Origin of the sequence: Paraburkholderia silvatlantica, from assembly GCF_003096715.1 — a bacterium.
Lineage (GTDB): Bacteria > Pseudomonadota > Gammaproteobacteria > Burkholderiales > Burkholderiaceae > Paraburkholderia > Paraburkholderia silvatlantica.
Genome location: NZ_QEOL01000014.1, coordinates 39,399 through 56,958 on the forward strand (window position 1 = coordinate 39,399; position 17,560 = coordinate 56,958).

General features: G+C 64.9%; 14 protein-coding genes and 1 tRNA gene. 3 read left to right on the forward strand and 12 right to left on the reverse strand.

The window, feature by feature from the left end; all coding sequences use genetic code 11:
• Nucleotides 1–17 precede the first annotated feature (17 nt).
• The 4 genes from C7411_RS19225 to C7411_RS19240 form a co-directional block, all read right to left on the reverse strand.
• Nucleotides 18–1,622 (reverse strand): Y-family DNA polymerase, encoded by a 1,605-nt coding sequence (locus C7411_RS19225; RefSeq protein ID WP_110388592.1) that lies wholly within the window; start codon nt 1,620–1,622, stop codon nt 18–20.
• The gene (imuA, locus tag C7411_RS19230) at nt 1,531–2,385 is read right to left on the reverse strand and encodes a translesion DNA synthesis-associated protein ImuA (protein WP_110388593.1); all 855 of its coding nucleotides are present in this window, start codon (nt 2,383–2,385) and stop codon (nt 1,531–1,533) included. The genes C7411_RS19225 and imuA overlap by 92 nt, the downstream gene beginning before the upstream one ends.
• Nucleotides 2,386–2,698: 313 nt before the next feature.
• Nucleotides 2,699–4,345 carry an NAD(P)/FAD-dependent oxidoreductase gene (locus tag C7411_RS19235; RefSeq protein ID WP_110388594.1) on the reverse strand — a complete coding sequence of 549 codons (1,647 nt, stop codon included), beginning with the start codon at nt 4,343–4,345 and terminating at the stop codon, nt 2,699–2,701.
• A 160-nt stretch (nt 4,346–4,505) separates the two neighbouring features.
• Nucleotides 4,506–4,582, reverse strand: a tRNA-Pro gene (locus C7411_RS19240).
• A gap of 164 nt (nt 4,583–4,746) precedes the next feature.
• Between C7411_RS19240 and sixA the strand changes: the two genes are divergently transcribed.
• Together sixA and C7411_RS19250 are read left to right on the forward strand one after the other, a co-directional pair.
• Nucleotides 4,747–5,211: a phosphohistidine phosphatase SixA gene (sixA, locus tag C7411_RS19245; RefSeq protein WP_110857449.1), complete on the forward strand. Its 465-nt coding sequence runs from the start codon at nt 4,747–4,749 to the stop codon at nt 5,209–5,211.
• Nucleotides 5,212–5,463: 252 nt separating this feature from the next.
• Entirely contained in the window at nt 5,464–6,282 is an 819-nt protein-coding gene (locus C7411_RS19250) for a GNAT family N-acetyltransferase (RefSeq protein WP_042261382.1), read from the forward strand.
• Nucleotides 6,283–6,392: 110 nt separating this feature from the next.
• On the opposite strand, the gene ppx is transcribed toward C7411_RS19250, so the two are convergent.
• Nucleotides 6,393–7,994 (reverse strand): exopolyphosphatase, encoded by a 1,602-nt coding sequence (ppx, locus tag C7411_RS19255; RefSeq protein ID WP_260175848.1) that lies wholly within the window; start codon nt 7,992–7,994, stop codon nt 6,393–6,395.
• A 214-nt stretch (nt 7,995–8,208) separates the two neighbouring features.
• Between ppx and ppk1 the strand changes: the two genes are divergently transcribed.
• Nucleotides 8,209–10,272, forward strand: a complete 2,064-nt coding sequence (gene ppk1 / locus C7411_RS19260) for a polyphosphate kinase 1 (RefSeq protein ID WP_110388596.1) — start codon at nt 8,209–8,211, stop codon at nt 10,270–10,272.
• Between the two features lie 84 nt (nt 10,273–10,356).
• Here ppk1 and phoR read toward each other — a convergent pair whose 3' ends face one another.
• From phoR to pstS, 7 genes are all read right to left on the reverse strand, one after another.
• A complete protein-coding gene (phoR, locus tag C7411_RS19265; protein ID WP_042261379.1) occupies nt 10,357–11,670 on the reverse strand; it encodes a phosphate regulon sensor histidine kinase PhoR in 1,314 nt (437 codons plus the stop codon).
• 122 nt (nt 11,671–11,792) lie between these two features.
• On the reverse strand, nt 11,793–12,494 hold the full coding sequence (gene phoB, locus C7411_RS19270) for a phosphate regulon transcriptional regulator PhoB (protein ID WP_042261377.1): 702 nt from the start codon (nt 12,492–12,494) through the stop codon (nt 11,793–11,795).
• Between the two features lie 30 nt (nt 12,495–12,524).
• Nucleotides 12,525–13,229, reverse strand: coding sequence for a phosphate signaling complex protein PhoU (gene phoU, locus C7411_RS19275; protein WP_042261374.1), 705 nt, complete (start codon nt 13,227–13,229; stop codon nt 12,525–12,527).
• Between the two features lie 19 nt (nt 13,230–13,248).
• Nucleotides 13,249–14,103 (reverse strand): phosphate ABC transporter ATP-binding protein PstB, encoded by an 855-nt coding sequence (gene pstB / locus C7411_RS19280; protein ID WP_373682759.1) that lies wholly within the window; start codon nt 14,101–14,103, stop codon nt 13,249–13,251.
• Nucleotides 14,104–14,123: 20 nt separating this feature from the next.
• On the reverse strand, nt 14,124–15,020 hold the full coding sequence (gene pstA / locus C7411_RS19285) for a phosphate ABC transporter permease PstA (protein ID WP_110388598.1): 897 nt from the start codon (nt 15,018–15,020) through the stop codon (nt 14,124–14,126).
• On the reverse strand, nt 15,017–16,003 hold the full coding sequence (gene pstC / locus C7411_RS19290; RefSeq protein ID WP_110388603.1) for a phosphate ABC transporter permease PstC: 987 nt from the start codon (nt 16,001–16,003) through the stop codon (nt 15,017–15,019). The genes pstA and pstC overlap by 4 nt, the downstream gene beginning before the upstream one ends.
• 222 nt (nt 16,004–16,225) lie before the next feature.
• A complete protein-coding gene (gene pstS / locus C7411_RS19295) occupies nt 16,226–17,257 on the reverse strand; it encodes a phosphate ABC transporter substrate-binding protein PstS (RefSeq protein WP_116603290.1) in 1,032 nt (343 codons plus the stop codon).
• Between the last annotated feature and the right edge of the window lie 303 nt (nt 17,258–17,560).

Here is a 17,560-nt window from a genome sequence, read left to right on the forward strand (position 1 = left end):
AGAACGACGGATAAGCGCTAGCCGAAAAGCCCTTGCAGATACCACTGGCCGCCAATGCGCTCGCGATACAGCCAGAACATGCGGCCCTGATCGTCGGCGGCGACGTAGTAGTCGCGCCCGACGCCCTCGCCGTCCCACCAGCCGGACTCGATGCGCTCGGTGCGCGTGAGCGTCTTCAGCGGCCGCCGATAAACGGGCCGGTCGCCGCGCGTCGCGAGCTTGAGCGGCTTTTCGAGCAGCCACGCCGGACGCGGCTGCGTCGGCAGCGGCACCTCGGGCAGGTCGAAGGCGCTTTGCACGGGTGCACTCTCGCCCGCTTCCTGCTGCGGCTTGCCTGCCTTGCGCGGCTTGCGCGCACGCTTTGCGCCGCTCTCGCGGTAAGGCCGCGCCGACATCGCCAGTTCGGGCCGGTGATCGTCTTCGACGAAAAGCTGCAGCACGTTCTGCTCGCCAAGCCGCGCGCCGATGCGCTCGAAGAGCTGCCCGAGCGACGCCTCGGCGGCCTCGGCCATCGGAAAGAGCGTGTCGGTGGGCGCCGCGTATTCGCTCACCTGCGAGGCGACGAGCGCAAGGCCGATCACGGGCGCGGCGAGTTCGGTCTGGTTCAGGCGCTCGCGCAGCAGCCACAGCAGATGCTCGGCGTCACGCGAAGGCGACGCCCAGGCGATCGCCAGACCAGACGTGCGCGGCGCGTGACGCGAAGCCAGCTCGTGCTCCAGACGCAATTCGAAGCCGCTCAACGCCGCATGCTGCGCAGCCAGCCAGCCGGCCAGCTGCATCACGAGCCGGCGCGCGGCAAAGAGCAGCGCCTCGGCGCTCTCCACGCGCGCCTGCAATTCGAGCGACGCGTGAAACGACGGCGGCGCGGCAAACCAGACACGCGGATCGGGCGCCTCGCCGCGCGCCTGCGCGAGCCAGCCGAGCACGCCGTCGCCGAAACGCCGCACGATGCCGTCGCGCGGCAGCCGCCGCAGATCGCCAAGCGTCGCGCAGCCGATCTGCGTGAGCGCGTGGTCGTGCTGCGCGGCGAACGGCGCGAGCGTGACCGGCAGTGAATCGAGCATGCGCGCGAGCGTCGTTTCCTTGAGCACGCGCCAGCGGCGCGACGAACGCGTGACGCGCGCCTGCGCGAGCGTCCACGCGCCCCACGCCGTGGGCGCGCACGCGATGCGCGCGAGGTGCCCGCAGCCGGCCACCGTCGCCGCGACTTTCCCGAGCAGCGCCCGCACGCCGCCGAAAAGACGCAAGCCCGAGCCGACTTCGAGCAACAGCGTATGCGACTGCGCGAACGACACCTTGGGCGTATAGGCGAGCAACGCGAGCGCAAGCGCCTCGAACGCGCGGGTCTCGCGCGCCGGATCGGCTTCGAGCAGCACGAGCCCCGGCGCGAGCGCCAGCGCATGCGAGCGCGTGTTGCCGGGCTCGACGCCCAGGCGCAGCGCGTCGAGATCGGCGATCAGGATGCGCGCGTGGTCGGCGAGCGCGTAGCAGCGCGGCGCGCTGGCGGCATCGGCATCGGCATCGGCGCTTTCAGGCAGGAGCGGCGTTGACGGAGCCGGCGGCATCAGAGGTCTGACGGCCTCCAGCGGCAACAACGGCAAGGTGACGGCGATCCACAGCATGATTGACCCCGGGCCACGGCATGACGACGGAAGCTGCGTCCGGCTGGGGCAGCACCGCGTCCTGCAGCGGCAATGTAATGACGAGTGGCTGGGCGGGCGGCGGCCCGCGGCGCTTGAAGATATCGACGCAGAGCGCGGCGAGCTGCATCCATTGCCGGCGGTTCAGGTTCGCGTCGTCGGGCGGCGGCACCGGCGCGCAGGTCATGCGCAGCGGCGCCGGCGACGACTGGTTGCGCGCGGCGAGCGGCCGCACGAGAAACGCGAGCGCCTGCGAATCCTGCGCGGCGACCTGCAGACGGCGCACGGCGTCGGCGCGCGCCTTCGTCTGCCAGAGCAGCACGGCGCCCATGCCTTCCTGCTTGAGCGCCTGCTCGGCCACCCAGGCGGCTTCGTCTTCGGCCGCGCGCACCCAGATCACACGCTCGAGCGCAAGCCCCCACGCCTTGAGCGCGCAGGCGTACGGGCGCCACGGCGGCGCGACGAGCAGCACGTGCCGGCCCGACTGCGCGGTGAGCGCGCGCAGCGCTGGAGCGACGAGCCGCATCTCGCCCACGCCGCCCTGCTCGACGAGCAGCTCGGTCAGGCTGCCCGAGGGCCAGCCGGCGCCGGGGAGCTGGGCGTCGAGCGCAGCGTGGCCGCTCGGCACCGTGCGCTCGCTGGCGCGCGCGAGCTGATCGCCTTGCCACACGCGGCTTTGCAGCCGGGGAGGCAAGTGCGCGGCGAGTTGCGCGGTAGTCTGCGCAGTGATCTGGGCTGCTGCCATGGTTCGTGGCCTGGTTGATGGAAACGCTCCGCCCTGCCCGGCAAGAAATGGGGCATCGGCAGGAAGGAGGCGGCGCGCCTCCACCTGTATATTTATACAGTATTTTGAGAGATTGGAGGAGGTGGAAATTGGGGAGGGTCATTTTGCGATCCATTGCAGAATGAATTGCAAAATGCTGATCCATGCTCTTGCGCGATGGATCGGCCGCCGGACGTCATGATGACGTCCGGGGCAAACGCCGCTTGATGCTCACCGGCTCACTGCCAGCCCGATGCGGGTGTCGTTGCGATAAACGGCGCGGTGCGGGTTGCTATCAGGATGCATGCGAGGATGCACGCGAGGACGCGTGCGCCGACGTCAGGTCGAGCGCCACGGCTTGCGCCACTTCGATGCCGTCGATGGCCGCCGAGTAGATGCCGCCGGCATACCCGGCGCCCTCGCCGGCCGGATACAGACCTTCGACGTTCAGGCTCTGGTAATTGTCTTTGCGACGAATGCGCAGCGGCGACGACGTGCGCGTCTCCACACCGGTGAGCACGGCATCGTGCATCGCGAAGCCTGCAATCTTCCTGTCGATCTGAGGCAGTGCTTCACGGATCGCTTCGATCACGTAGTCGGGCAGCGCAGTGCTGAGATCGGTCGGATGCACACCCGGCTTGTAAGACGGCACCACGGAGCCGAGCGACGTCGACGGACGGCCGGCGATAAAGTCGCCGACCAGCTGACCGGGCGCCTGATAATTGCCGCCGCCGAGTTCGAACGCCCGCTCTTCCCACTTGCGCTGGAAGGCAATGCCAGCGAGCGGGCCGCCCGGATAGTCCTCCGGCGTGATGCCGACGACGATGCCCGCATTCGCGTTGCGCTCGGCCCGCGAATACTGGCTCATACCGTTGGTGACCACGCGGCCGGGCTCGGAGGTCGCCGCGACCACCGTGCCGCCCGGGCACATGCAGAAGCTATAGACCGCGCGTCCATTGCTGGCGTGATGTACCACCTTGTAGTCGGCCGCGCCGAGTTGCTTGTGGCCCGCAAACTTGCCGAAACGGCTGCGATCGATCACCCCTTGCGGATGCTCGATGCGAAAGCCCAGCGAAAACGGCTTGGCTTCCATGAACACGCCGCGCTCGTGCAGCATCTGGAACGTGTCGCGAGCGCTATGGCCGACGGCCAGCACGACGTGGTCGCACGGCAGCGTCTCGCCGTTCGAAAGCTTGAGCGCGCGCACCTTGCCCTGTTCGATTTCAATGTCTTCGACGCGGGTTTCGAAGCGCACTTCGCCGCCCAGCTCGTGGATGGTGGCGCGCATCTTTTCCACCATGCTCACGAGCCGGAACGTGCCGATGTGCGGGCGGCTCAGATACAGGATGTCTTCCGGCGCGCCCGCCTTGACGAACTCCTCGAGCACCTTGCGGCCGTAGTGGTGCGGATCCTTGATCTGGCTGTACAGCTTGCCGTCGGAAAACGTCCCGGCCCCGCCTTCGCCGAACTGCACGTTGGATTCGGGATTGAGCACGGACTTGCGCCACAGCCCGAAGGTGTCCTTGGTGCGCTCGCGCACGGCCTTGCCGCGTTCGAGGATGATGGGACGAAAACCCATCTGCGCGAGAATCAGTCCCGCGAACAGGCCGCACGGCCCCATGCCGATCACCACCGGACGCAGACGCGTCGAGTGTTCGGGCGCCTTCGCAACAAAGCGGTAGGTCATGTCCGGCGTCACCCCGCAATGCGGCTTGCCGGCGATCCGCTTGAGCGCGGCCGCTTCGTCCCTGACCTCGACGTCGACGATATAGGTCAGCTTGATATCCGAGCGCTTGCGTGCGTCGTGCGCACGGCGGAATACGGTGTAACGCACAAGCGCGAGCGCCCCTACGCCGAGATCCGCGAGGCGTCCCCGAATCGCGTCTTCGAGATCGCTTTCGGCGTGGTCGAGGGGGAGTTTGACTTCGGATAAACGTAACATGGCTGCCAGGGTGCGATCGCCACGGGATGTGTGGCCGATCCGTATTTTATAAGGTCGGCGGCTTTTCAAATGGAACGCAAGCCGTACGACGAAACGCGAGCGATGCGGGAGAAAAAGAAAAGGGGCTACAGGCCAATGGCGTGTAACCCCTCGGTATTGCTGGTCGGAGCGATAGGATTCGAACCTACGACCCTCTGATCCCAAATCAGATGCGCTACCAGGCTGCGCTACGCTCCGACGAATCCGAGATTGTATCGGCACTGATGCCGCGCCGTCAAATCTGGAGCGGACCAGAGCGACGAATAGCGATCCGCATCACGTGCTTGCCGCACGCCAGCCAGGCGTGCACCATGACAGGACACGCCGCCCGCGCACTCGATACAGCCAAAAAAGGAGACGCCATGCACCTCATCCTCTGGCGCCACGCCGAAGCCGAAGACGTCGCCGCCACCGACCTCGCCCGCCCGCTCACCACGCGCGGGCGCAAGCAGGCGCAGAACGTCGCGCGCTGGCTGCGCGCGCGCCTGCCCGACGACGCCGTGATCCTCGCCAGCCCCGCCGCACGCACCATCCAGACCGCCGAGGCGCTCACCGATCAATATCGCGTCGTACGAGAACTCGCGCCCGCTGCGAGCGTCGAGCAGGTGCTCACCGCCGTCGGCTGGCCCGAGGGCCTCGCGTCCACGGTCGTCGTGGTCGGCCATCAGCCCACGCTCGGCGAAGTCGCGGCGCGGCTGCTCTCGGGCGACGCCGATTCGCGCAGTTGGGCCGTGAAGAAGGCCGGCGTGCTCTGGCTCGCGAGCCGCGAGCGCAACGGCAGCGACCAGGCCGTCTTGCACGCGGCCATCACGCCCGATCTCGTCTAATCGTCCAACCCGCCTGAGCCTGCCTCACCGGGCCGCCTGTACGCGGCCCCTGCAACGGTTCAAACGCGCGTCAAACGCGGTTCAAAGCGCGTTTCAAGCGGGTTTCAAGCGCGCCCGCCGCCCCGGCCTTTCGGCCAACTCGTCCGTCTGCCTTACACCACGTCATCGAATCGTCATTGTGTTTTCATGGAAACGTAACCGCGTATTACTACATTGCCGGAAAAGTTCTCTTACTTCCGACCAGGACGCCCCATGCGAGATCTGCCGACGCCCACCCTGCCGTTCGCCTCGACGTTGTTCGAGTCGAACCGACGCTTGCCGCGTGCCGAAGAAACGGTCACCGCGCAGCATCGCCTGCAGGTGGCCTGGGCTCGCACCGAGGAGGAACTGCGCGAGGCCCAGCGCCTGCGCTACCGCGTTTTCGCCGAAGAAATGGGCGCACGCCTGAGCGGCCCCGCCGGCCTCGACGTCGACGCCTTCGACGCCTACTGCGACCACCTGCTCGTGCGCGACCTCGACACGCTCAAGGTCGTCGGTACCTACCGCGTGCTGCCGCCGCACCAGGCGGCGCGCATCGGCCGCCTCTATGCCGAAAGCGAATTCGATGTCTCGCGTCTCGCGCATCTGCGTCCGAAAATGGTCGAGGTGGGCCGCTCGTGCGTGCATCCCGACTACCGCAGCGGCTCGGTCATCATGTCGCTGTGGGGCGGTCTGGGCGGTTATATGCAGCACAACGGCTACGAGACGATGCTCGGCTGTGCGAGCGTCGCCATGGCCGACGGCGGCCACTACGCGGCGAACCTGTACTGCGCGCTCGACGCGAATGCGCTGACCGCACCCGAATACCGCGCGTTCCCGCACACGCCGCTGCCCGTCGAGGAACTGCGCACCGGCACGCCCGCCGTGCCGCCGCCGCTCGTCAAGGGCTATCTGCGCCTTGGCGCGAAGATCTGCGGCGCGCCCGCCTGGGACCCCGACTTCAACACTGCCGACTTCCTCACCCTCTTCCGCCTCTCGGAAATCAACGAACGTTACGCACGCCACTTCCTCGGCGAAGCCATCGCACGTTGAGGTCTCATCCGCCCTTCGGCAGGCGAATTCCGCGGGCGAGGTCAGCGGAAAAAAGCCCGGCTCAAAACGAGCCGGGCTTTTTCATTGGCGAAACGCGCAGCGCGCCGCGCTCACTCGTCCGTATAGACCACGCGATAGGGAATGCCGATCTTGCCCCATTCCGCCGCCTCCTGAACGAGGTTGTAATCGGTGAGCGGATTGTTCTGGACCCAGGCATTGGGCAGCAGCACTTCGTAGCCGCTGCCCTCCTCCTCGACCCTGATGTGCGGCAGGCCGACATCGGCGCGGCGGCGCGTCAGCAGCGCGGCAAGGCGCAGACAGAACAGCAGCGGCCATTCCACATCGCGCGTTTGCGAGAGCTTGCCGAGCTTGCCCACGTGGCCGAGCACGAGCGCGGCGAGGCGGGCCTGGTCGGTGCGCGAGAAGCCGGGCATGTCCGCGTTGCTGGCGATGTAGGCCGAATGCTTGTGGTACGCGCTGTGCGAGATGGAAAGCCCGATTTCGTGCAGCGACGCCGCCCACGTGAGGAACATGCGGTTCTCTTCGCGGCGCTCCTCGTCGGGCTCCTCGAACTGATCGTAGAACTTCACGGCCAGCTCGCCAATACGCCCCGCCTGCGCGCGATCCACGCCGTAGCGGCGCATGAAGCCCTCCACCGTGACCGTGCGCATGTCCTCGTGCTGCGAGCGGCCCAGCAGGTCGTAGAGGACGCCCAGACGCAGCGCGCCGTCCGTAGTATCGACATAGTCGATGCCGAGTTCATCGAACACCGCGATCATGATCGAGAGACCGCCCGCCAGCACCGGGATGCGGTCGGGCTTGAGCGCGACGAGCTTGAGCCGGTTGACGTTCTCGGCCTTGATGAGCGCGCGCTTCAGGCGCTCGAGGCCACCGCGCGAAATGCCGTGCGTGATGCCAGGATCGTTGAAGCCGTTCGCCTCGACGAGTTCCGCGAGCGCGCGCGCCGTGCCCGACGAGCCGATCGCCTGGTCCCAGCCGGTCTCGCGGTAGTCGGCGGAAATGATCTGGATTTCGCGCGTGGCCGCGAGTTCGGCCTGGCGCATGGTGTACTCGTCGACGTTGCCCGAGGGGAAGAACTGACGGCTATGGCTCACGCAGCCGATATAGAGGCTTTCCATGCGGATCGGCGTGTAGTGCGCGCCGATGATGAACTCAGTCGAGCCGCCGCCGATGTCCACCACGAAGCGCTTGCCCGCGCTCGCCGGCACCGAGTGTGCGGCGCCCGCATAGATGAGGCGCGCTTCTTCGCGCCCTGCAATCACTTCGATCGGGAAGCCGAGCGCGGCTTCCGCTTCGGTGAGGAACTCGCGCGCGTTCTTGGCGACACGCAGCGTATTGGTCGCCACCGCGCGCACCTGGTCGGGATGGAAGTCGCGCAGCCGCTCGCCGAAGCGCCTGAGCGCGTCCCACCCACGCACCTGCGAGGCGCGGTCGAGCAGTTTGTCCTTCGAGAGGCCGGCCGCGAGGCGTACCGGTTCACGCAGCGCGTCGACCGGGTAGATCTGGCTGCCGGCATCGGTTTCCTCGACACGGCCTACGATCAGACGAAAGCTGTTCGAGCCGAGATCGACGGAGGCAAGCAGTTGGGGGTTGGTGACCATCGAGGGGGCAGGCTCCATGCGTGCATACAGAGACGAACGCGCAGCCATGCGGGCTTGTTGCGCCGCCGCCGCGCTGTCCAAATGCGTCATTTTAAGCGTAGCCGACTTCACCATGTCGCTCCTCGCATTGGTCATGACTATGGGTACTTCTACCCAGCATGCATGTTCGCAACGCGACTTGTCGATTTCGTGAAAATGCGGCGTAAAATTTATGACACTTCGAATGTCACAATAAAGTCATATTACTGTGAGAATTTCCGAGCGTCCGTTCGAATCCATTCCCGACATTCCGTTTTCATTGCCGATGTCCATCCGCTATCCCCTACTCAATCGCGAACTGGGCATTCTGGGATTCAATGAGCGCGTGCTCGCACAGGCGGCCGATCCCGTTGTTCCCTTGCTGGAACGCTTGCGCTTCATCTGCATCACCAGCAGCAACCTCGACGAATTCTTCGAAGTCCGCATGGCCGGGCTTCAGGAACAGATGCGCGACAATCCGGGCGTGCTCTCGCCCGACGGCATGTCGCTGCAGCACGTGTACGACCTCGTGGTCGAGCGCGCGCAGCGTCTCGTGCATCGCCAGTACCGCATGCTGCACGACACCGTGCTGCCCGCGCTCGAACAGGAAGGCATCTATTTCCACGGCACCGATGCCTGGAACGAAGCGCAAACCGCATGGGCGCGCAAATACTTCTTCGACGAACTCCTGCCCGTTCTCACGCCCATCGGGCTCGATCCCGCGCACCCGTTCCCGCGCGTGCTCAACAAGAGCCTGAACTTCGTGGTCGAACTCGAAGGCAAGGACGCCTTCGGACGCCAGGCTGTCATGGGCATCGTGCAGGCGCCGCGCGCGCTGCCGCGCCTCGTGCGCATGCCGCAGGAGCTCTCCGGCTTCCAGCACGGCTTCGTGCTGCTCGGCTCGCTCTTGCAGCGCTTCGTGGGCGAGCTGTTCCCAAACCTCGTCGTGCGCAGCTGCAACCAGTTCCGCATTACGCGCAACAGTGAACTCTTCGTCGACGAAGACGAAATCACCAACCTGCGCGTGGCGCTGCAGGGCGAACTGCCCGCGCGGCATCTGGGCAATGCGGTGCGGCTCGAAGTGTCGGCGGAAACGCCCCCGCATCTCGTGAAGCGCCTGCTCGACGAAAGCGGCCTCAACGAAAAGGACTGCTATTTCGTCGATGGCCCCGTGAATCTCGTGCGGCTCATGCAGTTGCCCGAGATGGTCGATCGCCCCGATCTCAAGTTCGTGCCGCACGTGCCCGCCATTCCGCGGCGCATCGCCGCGAACAGCAACATGTTCGATGTGATCGATCAGGGCGACGTCCTCCTGCATCATCCGTACGAGAGCTTCCAGCCCGTGCTCGAACTGCTGCTGCAGGCCGCGAACGATCCGAACGTGGTCGCGATCAAGCAGACGATCTACCGCACCGGCACCGACTCGCCGCTCATGGACGCGCTCATGCAGGCCGCGCGCAACGGCAAGGAAGTGACGGTGGTGGTGGAGCTGCTCGCGCGCTTCGACGAAGAGACCAACATCAACTGGGCCGCGCAGCTCGAAGCCGTGGGCGCGCACGTGGTGTACGGCGTGGTGGGCCACAAGTGCCACGCCAAGATGATGCTGATCGTGCGCCGCGTGCCCGCGAACGGGCGCATGGTGCTGCGCCGCTACGTGCACCTGGGCACAGGCAACTACCATCCGCGCACCGCGCGCCTCTATACCGACTTCGGCCTCATGACCTCGGAGCCGAAGATGTGCGAGGACGTGCACCACGTCTTCCAGCAGCTCACGGGCATCGGCGGCGAGCTGCAGCTGCACGATCTGTGGCAGTCGCCGTTCACGCTGCATCCGAAGATGATCGAGGCGATCCGCAACGAAGCCGACGCCGCGCGCGCCGGCAAGAAGGCGCGCATCGTCGCGAAGATGAACGCGCTGCTCGAACCGACCGTGATCGACGAGTTGTACGAAGCATCGCAGGCCGGCGTGAAGATCGATCTGATCATCCGCGGCGTGTGCTCGTTGCAGCCGGGCGTGCCGGGGCTGTCCGAGAACATCACGGTGCGCTCGATCGTCGGGCGCTTCCTCGAGCACCACCGCATCTATTACTTCTATGCGGGCGGCAAGGAAGACGTCTACCTGTCGAGCGCAGACTGGATGGATCGCAACCTGTTCCGCCGCGTCGAAGTGGCGTTCCCGATTCACGACCGCAGGCTCAAGCGCCGCGTGATCGCCGAAGGGCTTTCCGCCTTCCTCGGCGACAATCAATCGGCCTGGCTCATGCAAAGCGACGGCCACTATCGCCGCCGCCGCGCGGGCAAAGCGATGCGTAATGCGCAGTTGAGCTTGCTGGCGAAGTTCTGTCCGTAATGCCTTGACGGTGCGGTCACGCTGGACGCAAAAAAGCCGCTTCGAATGAAGCGGCTTTTCTTTTTCAATTGCGGCGGCGCTTCGTTACACCGGCGCCGGCTGCCGTCTCGTCGTGCGCGCGGCCGGAAAGCGCACCGTGAACGTGCTGCCCCGCCCTTCCTCGCTCTTCACTTCGAGCGCCGCGTCGTGACGCTGCAGCACGTGCTTGACGATCGCGAGACCCAGTCCCGTGCCGCCCGTGTCGCGCGAGCGGCTGCGATCCACGCGATAGAAGCGCTCGGTCAGGCGCGGAATATCGGCGGCAGGAATGCCAAGGCCGCTGTCGGTAACGGAAAACACCGCGCTGCCCTGTTCCGCGCGCCAGGACAGATGCACGGTGCCGCCGTCCGGCGTGTAACGCACGGCGTTGGTCGCGAGATTGCCTAGCGCGCTCATGATCTCGGTTTCGGAACCGGTGACGCTCAGTCCATCGTCGAAATCGGCCGTGATGCGGTGATGCCCGCCCGAGAGGCTCTCGGCGTCCTCGCGCACGTGCCCGAGCACGGCGCGCATATCGACCATATGGTCGCCGGGCTGGCGCCCCTCGCCTTCGAGCTTGGCGAGCACGAGCAGGTCGGTGACGATGTGGCGCATGCGCGAGGCCTGCTGCTCCATGAGCTCCAGGTAGCGGTTGCGCTCGGCCTCGCCAAGCGGCAGTTCGCGCATCGTCTCGAGGAAGCCCGAGAGCACCGTGATCGGCGTTTTCAGCTCGTGCGAGACGTTGGCCACGAAATCGCGCCGCATGGCGTCGGTGCGCTCGAGTTCCGTGATGTCCTGCGAAAGGATGAGCTTGCGATTCTCGCCGTACGGAAACACCTGCACCGAGATCACGTTCTGACGCTTCGCGCCCATGCCGCGCATGATCAGCATGTCCTTGTAATCGTGCGAATTGAGGTAGCGCACGAAGTCGGGCTGACGCACGAGATGCGTGATGTGCTGGCGCAGGTCGCGCCTGGCATCGAGGCCGAAGTGCACTTCCGAGATCGCGTTGCACCACTCGATCTGGTCGTGGTCGTCGAGCATGGCGACGCCGTTGGGCGAGGCCTGGATCGCCTGGATGAAGCGCGAGTGCTGCTGCTCCACCTGGCGCACCTGAGCATGCCAGCGCTTCGCGAGCTTGTGCAGGCGATAGTAGATTTCGCCCCAGATACCCGGAGCGCTCGGCACTTCGCCGTAGACCGGCGCGTCGAGCAGGCGCCACAGACGCTGCTTGTGAAACGTGCTAAAGAGCATTTGCGCGAGCAGCGCCAGCACGGCGACGCCCAGCGCGACCTTGACGCCGAAAATCGCGCCAACGCCCGCACAGATGAGCGCGAGCAACACGATCGATACGAGGGAGCGCGCCCAGATGATGTTCATGTTCCTGCGATCGAAGATAAATACGGTCGGATGCGGGCACGCGACATCTAGTTGAATACCGGCGGCGGCAAAGCAGTCGCGCCGCCCGGTGACTCACCCTGCGGCGCGGCCAGGGTTGCAGCTCAGGCGCTCTTGGCGAGACGGTAGCCGCTGCCGCGCACCGTTTCGATCATAGCATCGCACCCTGCCGGCTTGAGCGCGGCGCGCAGACGCTTGATATGCACGTCCACCGTGCGCTCTTCCACGAACACGTGATCGCCCCACACCTGATCGAGCAGCTGCGTGCGGCTGTGCACGCGCTCCGGATGCGTCATGAAGAAGTGCAGCAGACGGAACTCGGTCGGGCCGAGATCGAGCTTGATTTCCGAGCCCTCGGCGGCGGCCGCCACGCGGTGCGTGGCCGGATCGAGCTTCAGACCGTTGATCGCCACCACGTCTTCCGTGAGCTGCGGCGCGCGGCGGCGCAGCACCGCCTTGATGCGCGCCATCAGCTCCTTGGGCGAGAACGGCTTCGTCACATAGTCGTCAGCGCCGATTTCGAGGCCGAGCACCTTGTCCTGCTCGTCGCCGCGCGCGGTCAGCATGATGATCGGAATGTGCTTCGTGCGTTCGTTGTTGCGCAGATCGCGCGCGAAATTCACACCCGACTTGCCCGGCAACATCCAGTCGAGCAGGATGAGATCGGGCAGCACATCGCTGATCAGGTTCTGCGCCTGCTCCGCGTTGTAGGCGCGGATCGGGCAGTGGCCTGCGTGCTGCAGGTTCACCGAAATCAGCTCGGAAATGGCGGGCTCATCTTCGATGACGAGAATGCTGCTAGGCATCGGCACCTCTTGACCTTGTTACCTGTTGAATTAGCTGAGCGCTTCGCGTTCGAGGGCGTCGCGCGACTTGTGGCGCACGTCGGTGCCCTTCACGATGTAGATGATGAATTCCGCGATGTTCTTCGCGTGGTCGCCGATCCGCTCGATCGCCTTGGCGATGAACAGATAGTCGAGGCCCACGGAGATCGTGCGCGGATCTTCCATCATGTAGGTCACGAGCTTGCGCACGAATGCGCGGAATTCCTCGTCGATCGCCTTGTCGTCGCGCACGATCTGCGCGGCGGCCACGGTGTCGAGACGCGCGAACGCGTCGAGCGCGCGGCGCAGGATCGACACGGCCATCTCGCCCGAGACCTTGATTTCGGCGATGTTGACCGCGCGCGAAGCGCCGTCTTCCATCAGGCGCTTGGTGCGCTTGGCGATCTTCTCGGCCTCGTCGCCGGCGCGCTCGAGGTTCGTGATGGTCTTCGAAATCGCGAGCACGAGGCGCAGGTCACGCGCGGCCGGCTGGCGGCGCGCGATGATGTTGCTGCACTCCTCGTCGATCTCGACTTCCATCGTGTTGAGGCGGTCTTCGGCGACGATCACGCGCTCCGCGGCTTCGCCGTCGAAGTCGTTGAGCGCCTGCATTGCCGTGATGATCTGCGATTCGACGAGACCGCCCATTTCGAGCACCTTCGACGAAATGAGGTTCAAATCGGCGTCGAACTGGCTGGACAAGTGTTTGTCGGACATGATTTGCTCCCTGCTCCGATTAGCCGAAGCGGCCGGTGATGTAGTCTTCCGTTTCCTTGCGGACCGGCTTGATGAAGATCTTTTCGGTGTCGCCGAATTCGATCAGCTCACCAAGGTACATGTAAGCAGTGTAGTCCGAGCAACGCGCGGCCTGCTGCATGTTATGGGTGACGATCACCACCGTGTAGTCGCTCTTGAGTTCCGCGATCAGCTCTTCGATGCGGCCCGTGGAAATCGGGTCGAGCGCCGAGCACGGCTCGTCGAGCAGCAGCACTTCGGGGCGGATCGCAATGCCGCGCGCGATACACAGGCGCTGCTGCTGGCCGCCCGAGAGGCCGTAGCCGCTCTGGCCGAGCTTGTCCTTCACTTCGTTCCAGAGCGCGGCCTTGGTAAGCGCCCATTCCACGCGATCATCCATTTCCGGGCGCGAGAGCTTCTCGAACATCTTCACGCCGAACGCGATGTTGTCGTAAATCGACATCGGGAACGGGGTCGGCTTCTGGAACACCATGCCGATGCGCGCGCGCAGGAGCGAGATGTCGCGCTTGGTCATGAGCAGGTTTTCACCGTCCATCACGATCTCGCCTTCGGCGCGCTGCTCCGGATAGAGCGCGAACATCTGGTTGAAGGTGCGCAGGAGCGTGGACTTGCCGCAGCCCGACGGGCCGATGAACGCCGTCACCTTGCCTTCGGGAATCTGCAGGTTGATGTTCTTCAGCGCGTGATACTTGCCGTAGAAGAAGTTCAGATCCTTCACTTCGATCTTCGGTTTGCCCAGCGCCTGCAGGCGCGCATTCTGGGCGGGATCCGCAGGTTCAAACCCAGCGGAGGGCGCATTGCCGTGCGCAGCGGTGTTGAGGTGACTCTCAGCCATGTTCATCGGGAACTCCGCCCTTATTTCTTCGAAAAGACCGTGCGCGCGAGGATATTCAGACCCAGCACGCCCAGCGTGATCAGGAAAACGCCGGCCCACGCAAGCGATTGCCACTGCGCAAACGGGCTCATCGCAAACTTGAAGATCGTGACCGGCAGGTTCGCGATCGGTTGATTCATGTCGGCGCTGAAGAACTGGTTCGACAGCGCGGTGAACAGCAGCGGCGCGGTTTCGCCGGCAATACGGGCGATGGCGAGCAGCACGCCCGTCACGATGCCCGCGATCGACGCCTTGAGCGTGATGGAAAGCACCATCTTCCACTTCGGCGTGCCGAGTGCGAAAGCCGCTTCGCGCAGCGCGTTCGGCACGAGCTTGAGCATGTTCTCGGTCGTGCGGATCACGATCGGGATCTGCAGCAAGGCGAGCGCAATCGCGCCGGCCCAGCCGCTGAAGTGCCCCATCTTCGCGACCACGAGCGCGTAGACGAACAGGCCCACGACGATCGAAGGCGCCGACAGCAGAATGTCGTTGATGAAGCGCGTGACGCTCGCGAGCCACCCCTTCTGGCCGTATTCCGCGAGATAGATGCCCGCGAGGATGCCGATCGGCGTGCCGACGAACGTTGCGATCACAACGAGCAGCAAGCTGCCGACGATGGCGTTGGCAAGACCGCCGCCATCGGTGTTCGGCGGCGGCGTGGATTGCGTGAACAGATCCACCGAAAGACCGCCGATGCCGAGCGAAATCGTCGTGTAGAGAATCCACACGAGCCACAGAATGCCGAACGCCATGGCGGCGAGCGAGAGCGTGAGCGCGATCGCGTTGGTCACGCGGCGGCGGCGCTGCAGCTTGTCGCGCATGCGGTCCAGTTCGGGGCCGTAAATCGCACCCGGAATTTTCATCATCGGTTCGCTCATCGCGCACCCTCCGATTTTTCAAGGCGCAGCAACATGAGCTTCGAGATCGACAGCACGATGAACGTAATCACGAAGAGGATCAGGCCGAGTTCCATCAGCGCGGCCGTGTGCAGGCCCGGGCTCGCTTCCGCAAACTCGTTGGCGAGCGCCGAGGTGATGCTGTTGCCCGGCGAAAAGAGCGACACGTTGTCGAGCAGGTTCGTATTGCCGATCACGAACGTGACAGCCATCGTCTCGCCGAGCGCGCGGCCGAGCCCCAGCATCACGCCGCCGATCACGCCGGTCTTGGTGAACGGCAGCACGATCTTCCACATCACTTCCCAGGTCGTGCAGCCGATGCCGTAGGCCGACTCCTTGAGCAGCACAGGCGTGACTTCGAAGACGTCGCGCATGACCGAGGCAATATACGGAATGATCATGATCGCGAGAATCACGCCGGCGCACAAAATGCCGATGCCGATAGGCGCGCCCTGGAACAGCGCGCCGACGATTGGCATGCCCCCCAGCAGCGAGCCGAGCGGCTTTTCGAACCACTGCGCGAAGATCGGCGCGAACACGAGCAGACCCCACATACCGTAGACGATCGACGGGATCGCGGCGAGCAGTTCGATGGCGATGCCGAGCGGACGGCGCAGCCACGCGGGCGAAAGCTCGGTGAGGAAGAGCGCGATGCCGAAGCTCACGGGCACGGCGATGACGAGCGCGATGATCGAGGTGGCGATCGTGCCGTAGATGGGCACAAGCGCGCCGAACTGTTGGCTGGGAGGATCCCAGTCGGCAGTCCAGAGGAATGCGAGACCGAATTTCTGGATCGTCGGCAACGAGGCGATGATCAGCGACACGATGATGCCGCCGAGCAGCAACAGCGTGACGATGGCGGCGAGGCGCGCGAGGCCGCCGAAAATGATGTCCCCTGCCGGGCTGGGCGCTTTTTGCTGCGCGGCGTTGCCGGGCGGGTTCGACACGAGCGGGACGTCGGACATGGTGACCTGGGTTCCAGTTGCCGCGAGCACGGGGCTCACGACGTTGATGCGGCCGTGGGGCTGCAGATCGCCCGACTTCCGGCCGTCAATACTGACGATTGAGCCGGAGGGCGGGCGGCACATCATGGACAGCGTAGACTCAGGCAAGCCACAAGCGAACAGGCCGCACGCGTCACGCGGCGGCCTTTTTTACGCTTGCCGGGCTTTCCTGGCGTGCGTTGCTTACTCGGCGATCGGCTTGCCGCTCGCGTCCTTGACCTTCTCCTTCCACTGCGACTTGATTTCGCTCACAACCGATTGCGGCAGCGAGATGTAATCGAGGCTGTCAGCAGCCGGCGTGCCGTTCTTGAACGCCCAGTCGAAGAACTTGAGCGTTTCCTTGCCCTGGTCCGGCTTGTCCTGCGCGGTGTGCAGCAGCACGAAGGTCGCGCCGACGACCGGCCATGCGTCCTTGCCCGGCTCGTTCGTGAGGATCTGGTAGAACGACTTCTTCCAGTCCGCGCCGGCAGCGGCTGCCTTGAACGTTTCGGTGTCCGGCTGAACAACCGCGCCCGCTTCGTTCTTCATGGCAGTGTAGACCATGTGATTTTGCTTGGCGTACGCCCACTCGACGTAGCCGATTGCGCCCGGCAGACGCTGCACGAAGGCTGCGACGCCGTCGTTGCCCTTGCCGCCCGTACCCGTCGGCCAGTTCACGGTCGTGCCTTCGCCGACCTTGCTCTTCCACTCGGGGTTGACCTTCGAGAGGTAGTTCGTCCAGATGAAGCTGGTGCCCGAACCGTCGGCGCGGCGCACCACGGCGATGTCGAGGTCAGGCAGCTTGACCTTCGGGTTCAGTGCGGCGATGGCCGGATCGTTCCACTTCTTGATCTTGCCGAGGTAGATGTCGCCGAGCACCGGGCCCGACAGCGTGATTTCGCCGGCCTTGATACCCGGCACGTTGATCGCCGGCACCACGCCGCCGACCACCGTCGGGAACTGGAACAGGCCGTCCTTGGCCAGATCTTCGTCCTTCAGCGGAGCGTCGGAGCCCGCGAAGTCGACAGTCTTGGCCTGGATCTGCTTGATGCCGCCCGACGAGCCAATGCCCTGGTAATTCACCTTGCCGCCGCCCGACTTTTGATAGGCATCCGCCCATTTCGTATAGATCGGTGCTGCGAAGGTGCTGCCCGCGCCGGTGATGTCAGCAGCCTGCGCTGCGATCGCGAAGAGCGCGCCAGCAACGCCAGCGAGCGCGGTTTGCATCAATTTCATGAGACCTCCAGTGTGTGAGCGGATGAACGACACCGCGAAGCTTAGGGGGTCTCTGTGACAGTACTGTGACGATTCATGAAGCGAACGTGACAGTTCGATTACTGGCTGAAAGGCGTGTGGCTATGCGTTTTGCGCGATTTGCGAGGCGCGGCTACAGCATGGCCTGCACGCGCGGTGGCGGCTGAAAAGCCCGCGAGGCGGGCGTTTGGAGGCCATCAGGGGGTCCGATGAAAAAATTCGGGGCCCTCCCCGAAAATGATTTGCGAACCGCTATGCAATTGTTTTAAACGTTTGCCTGTTTCT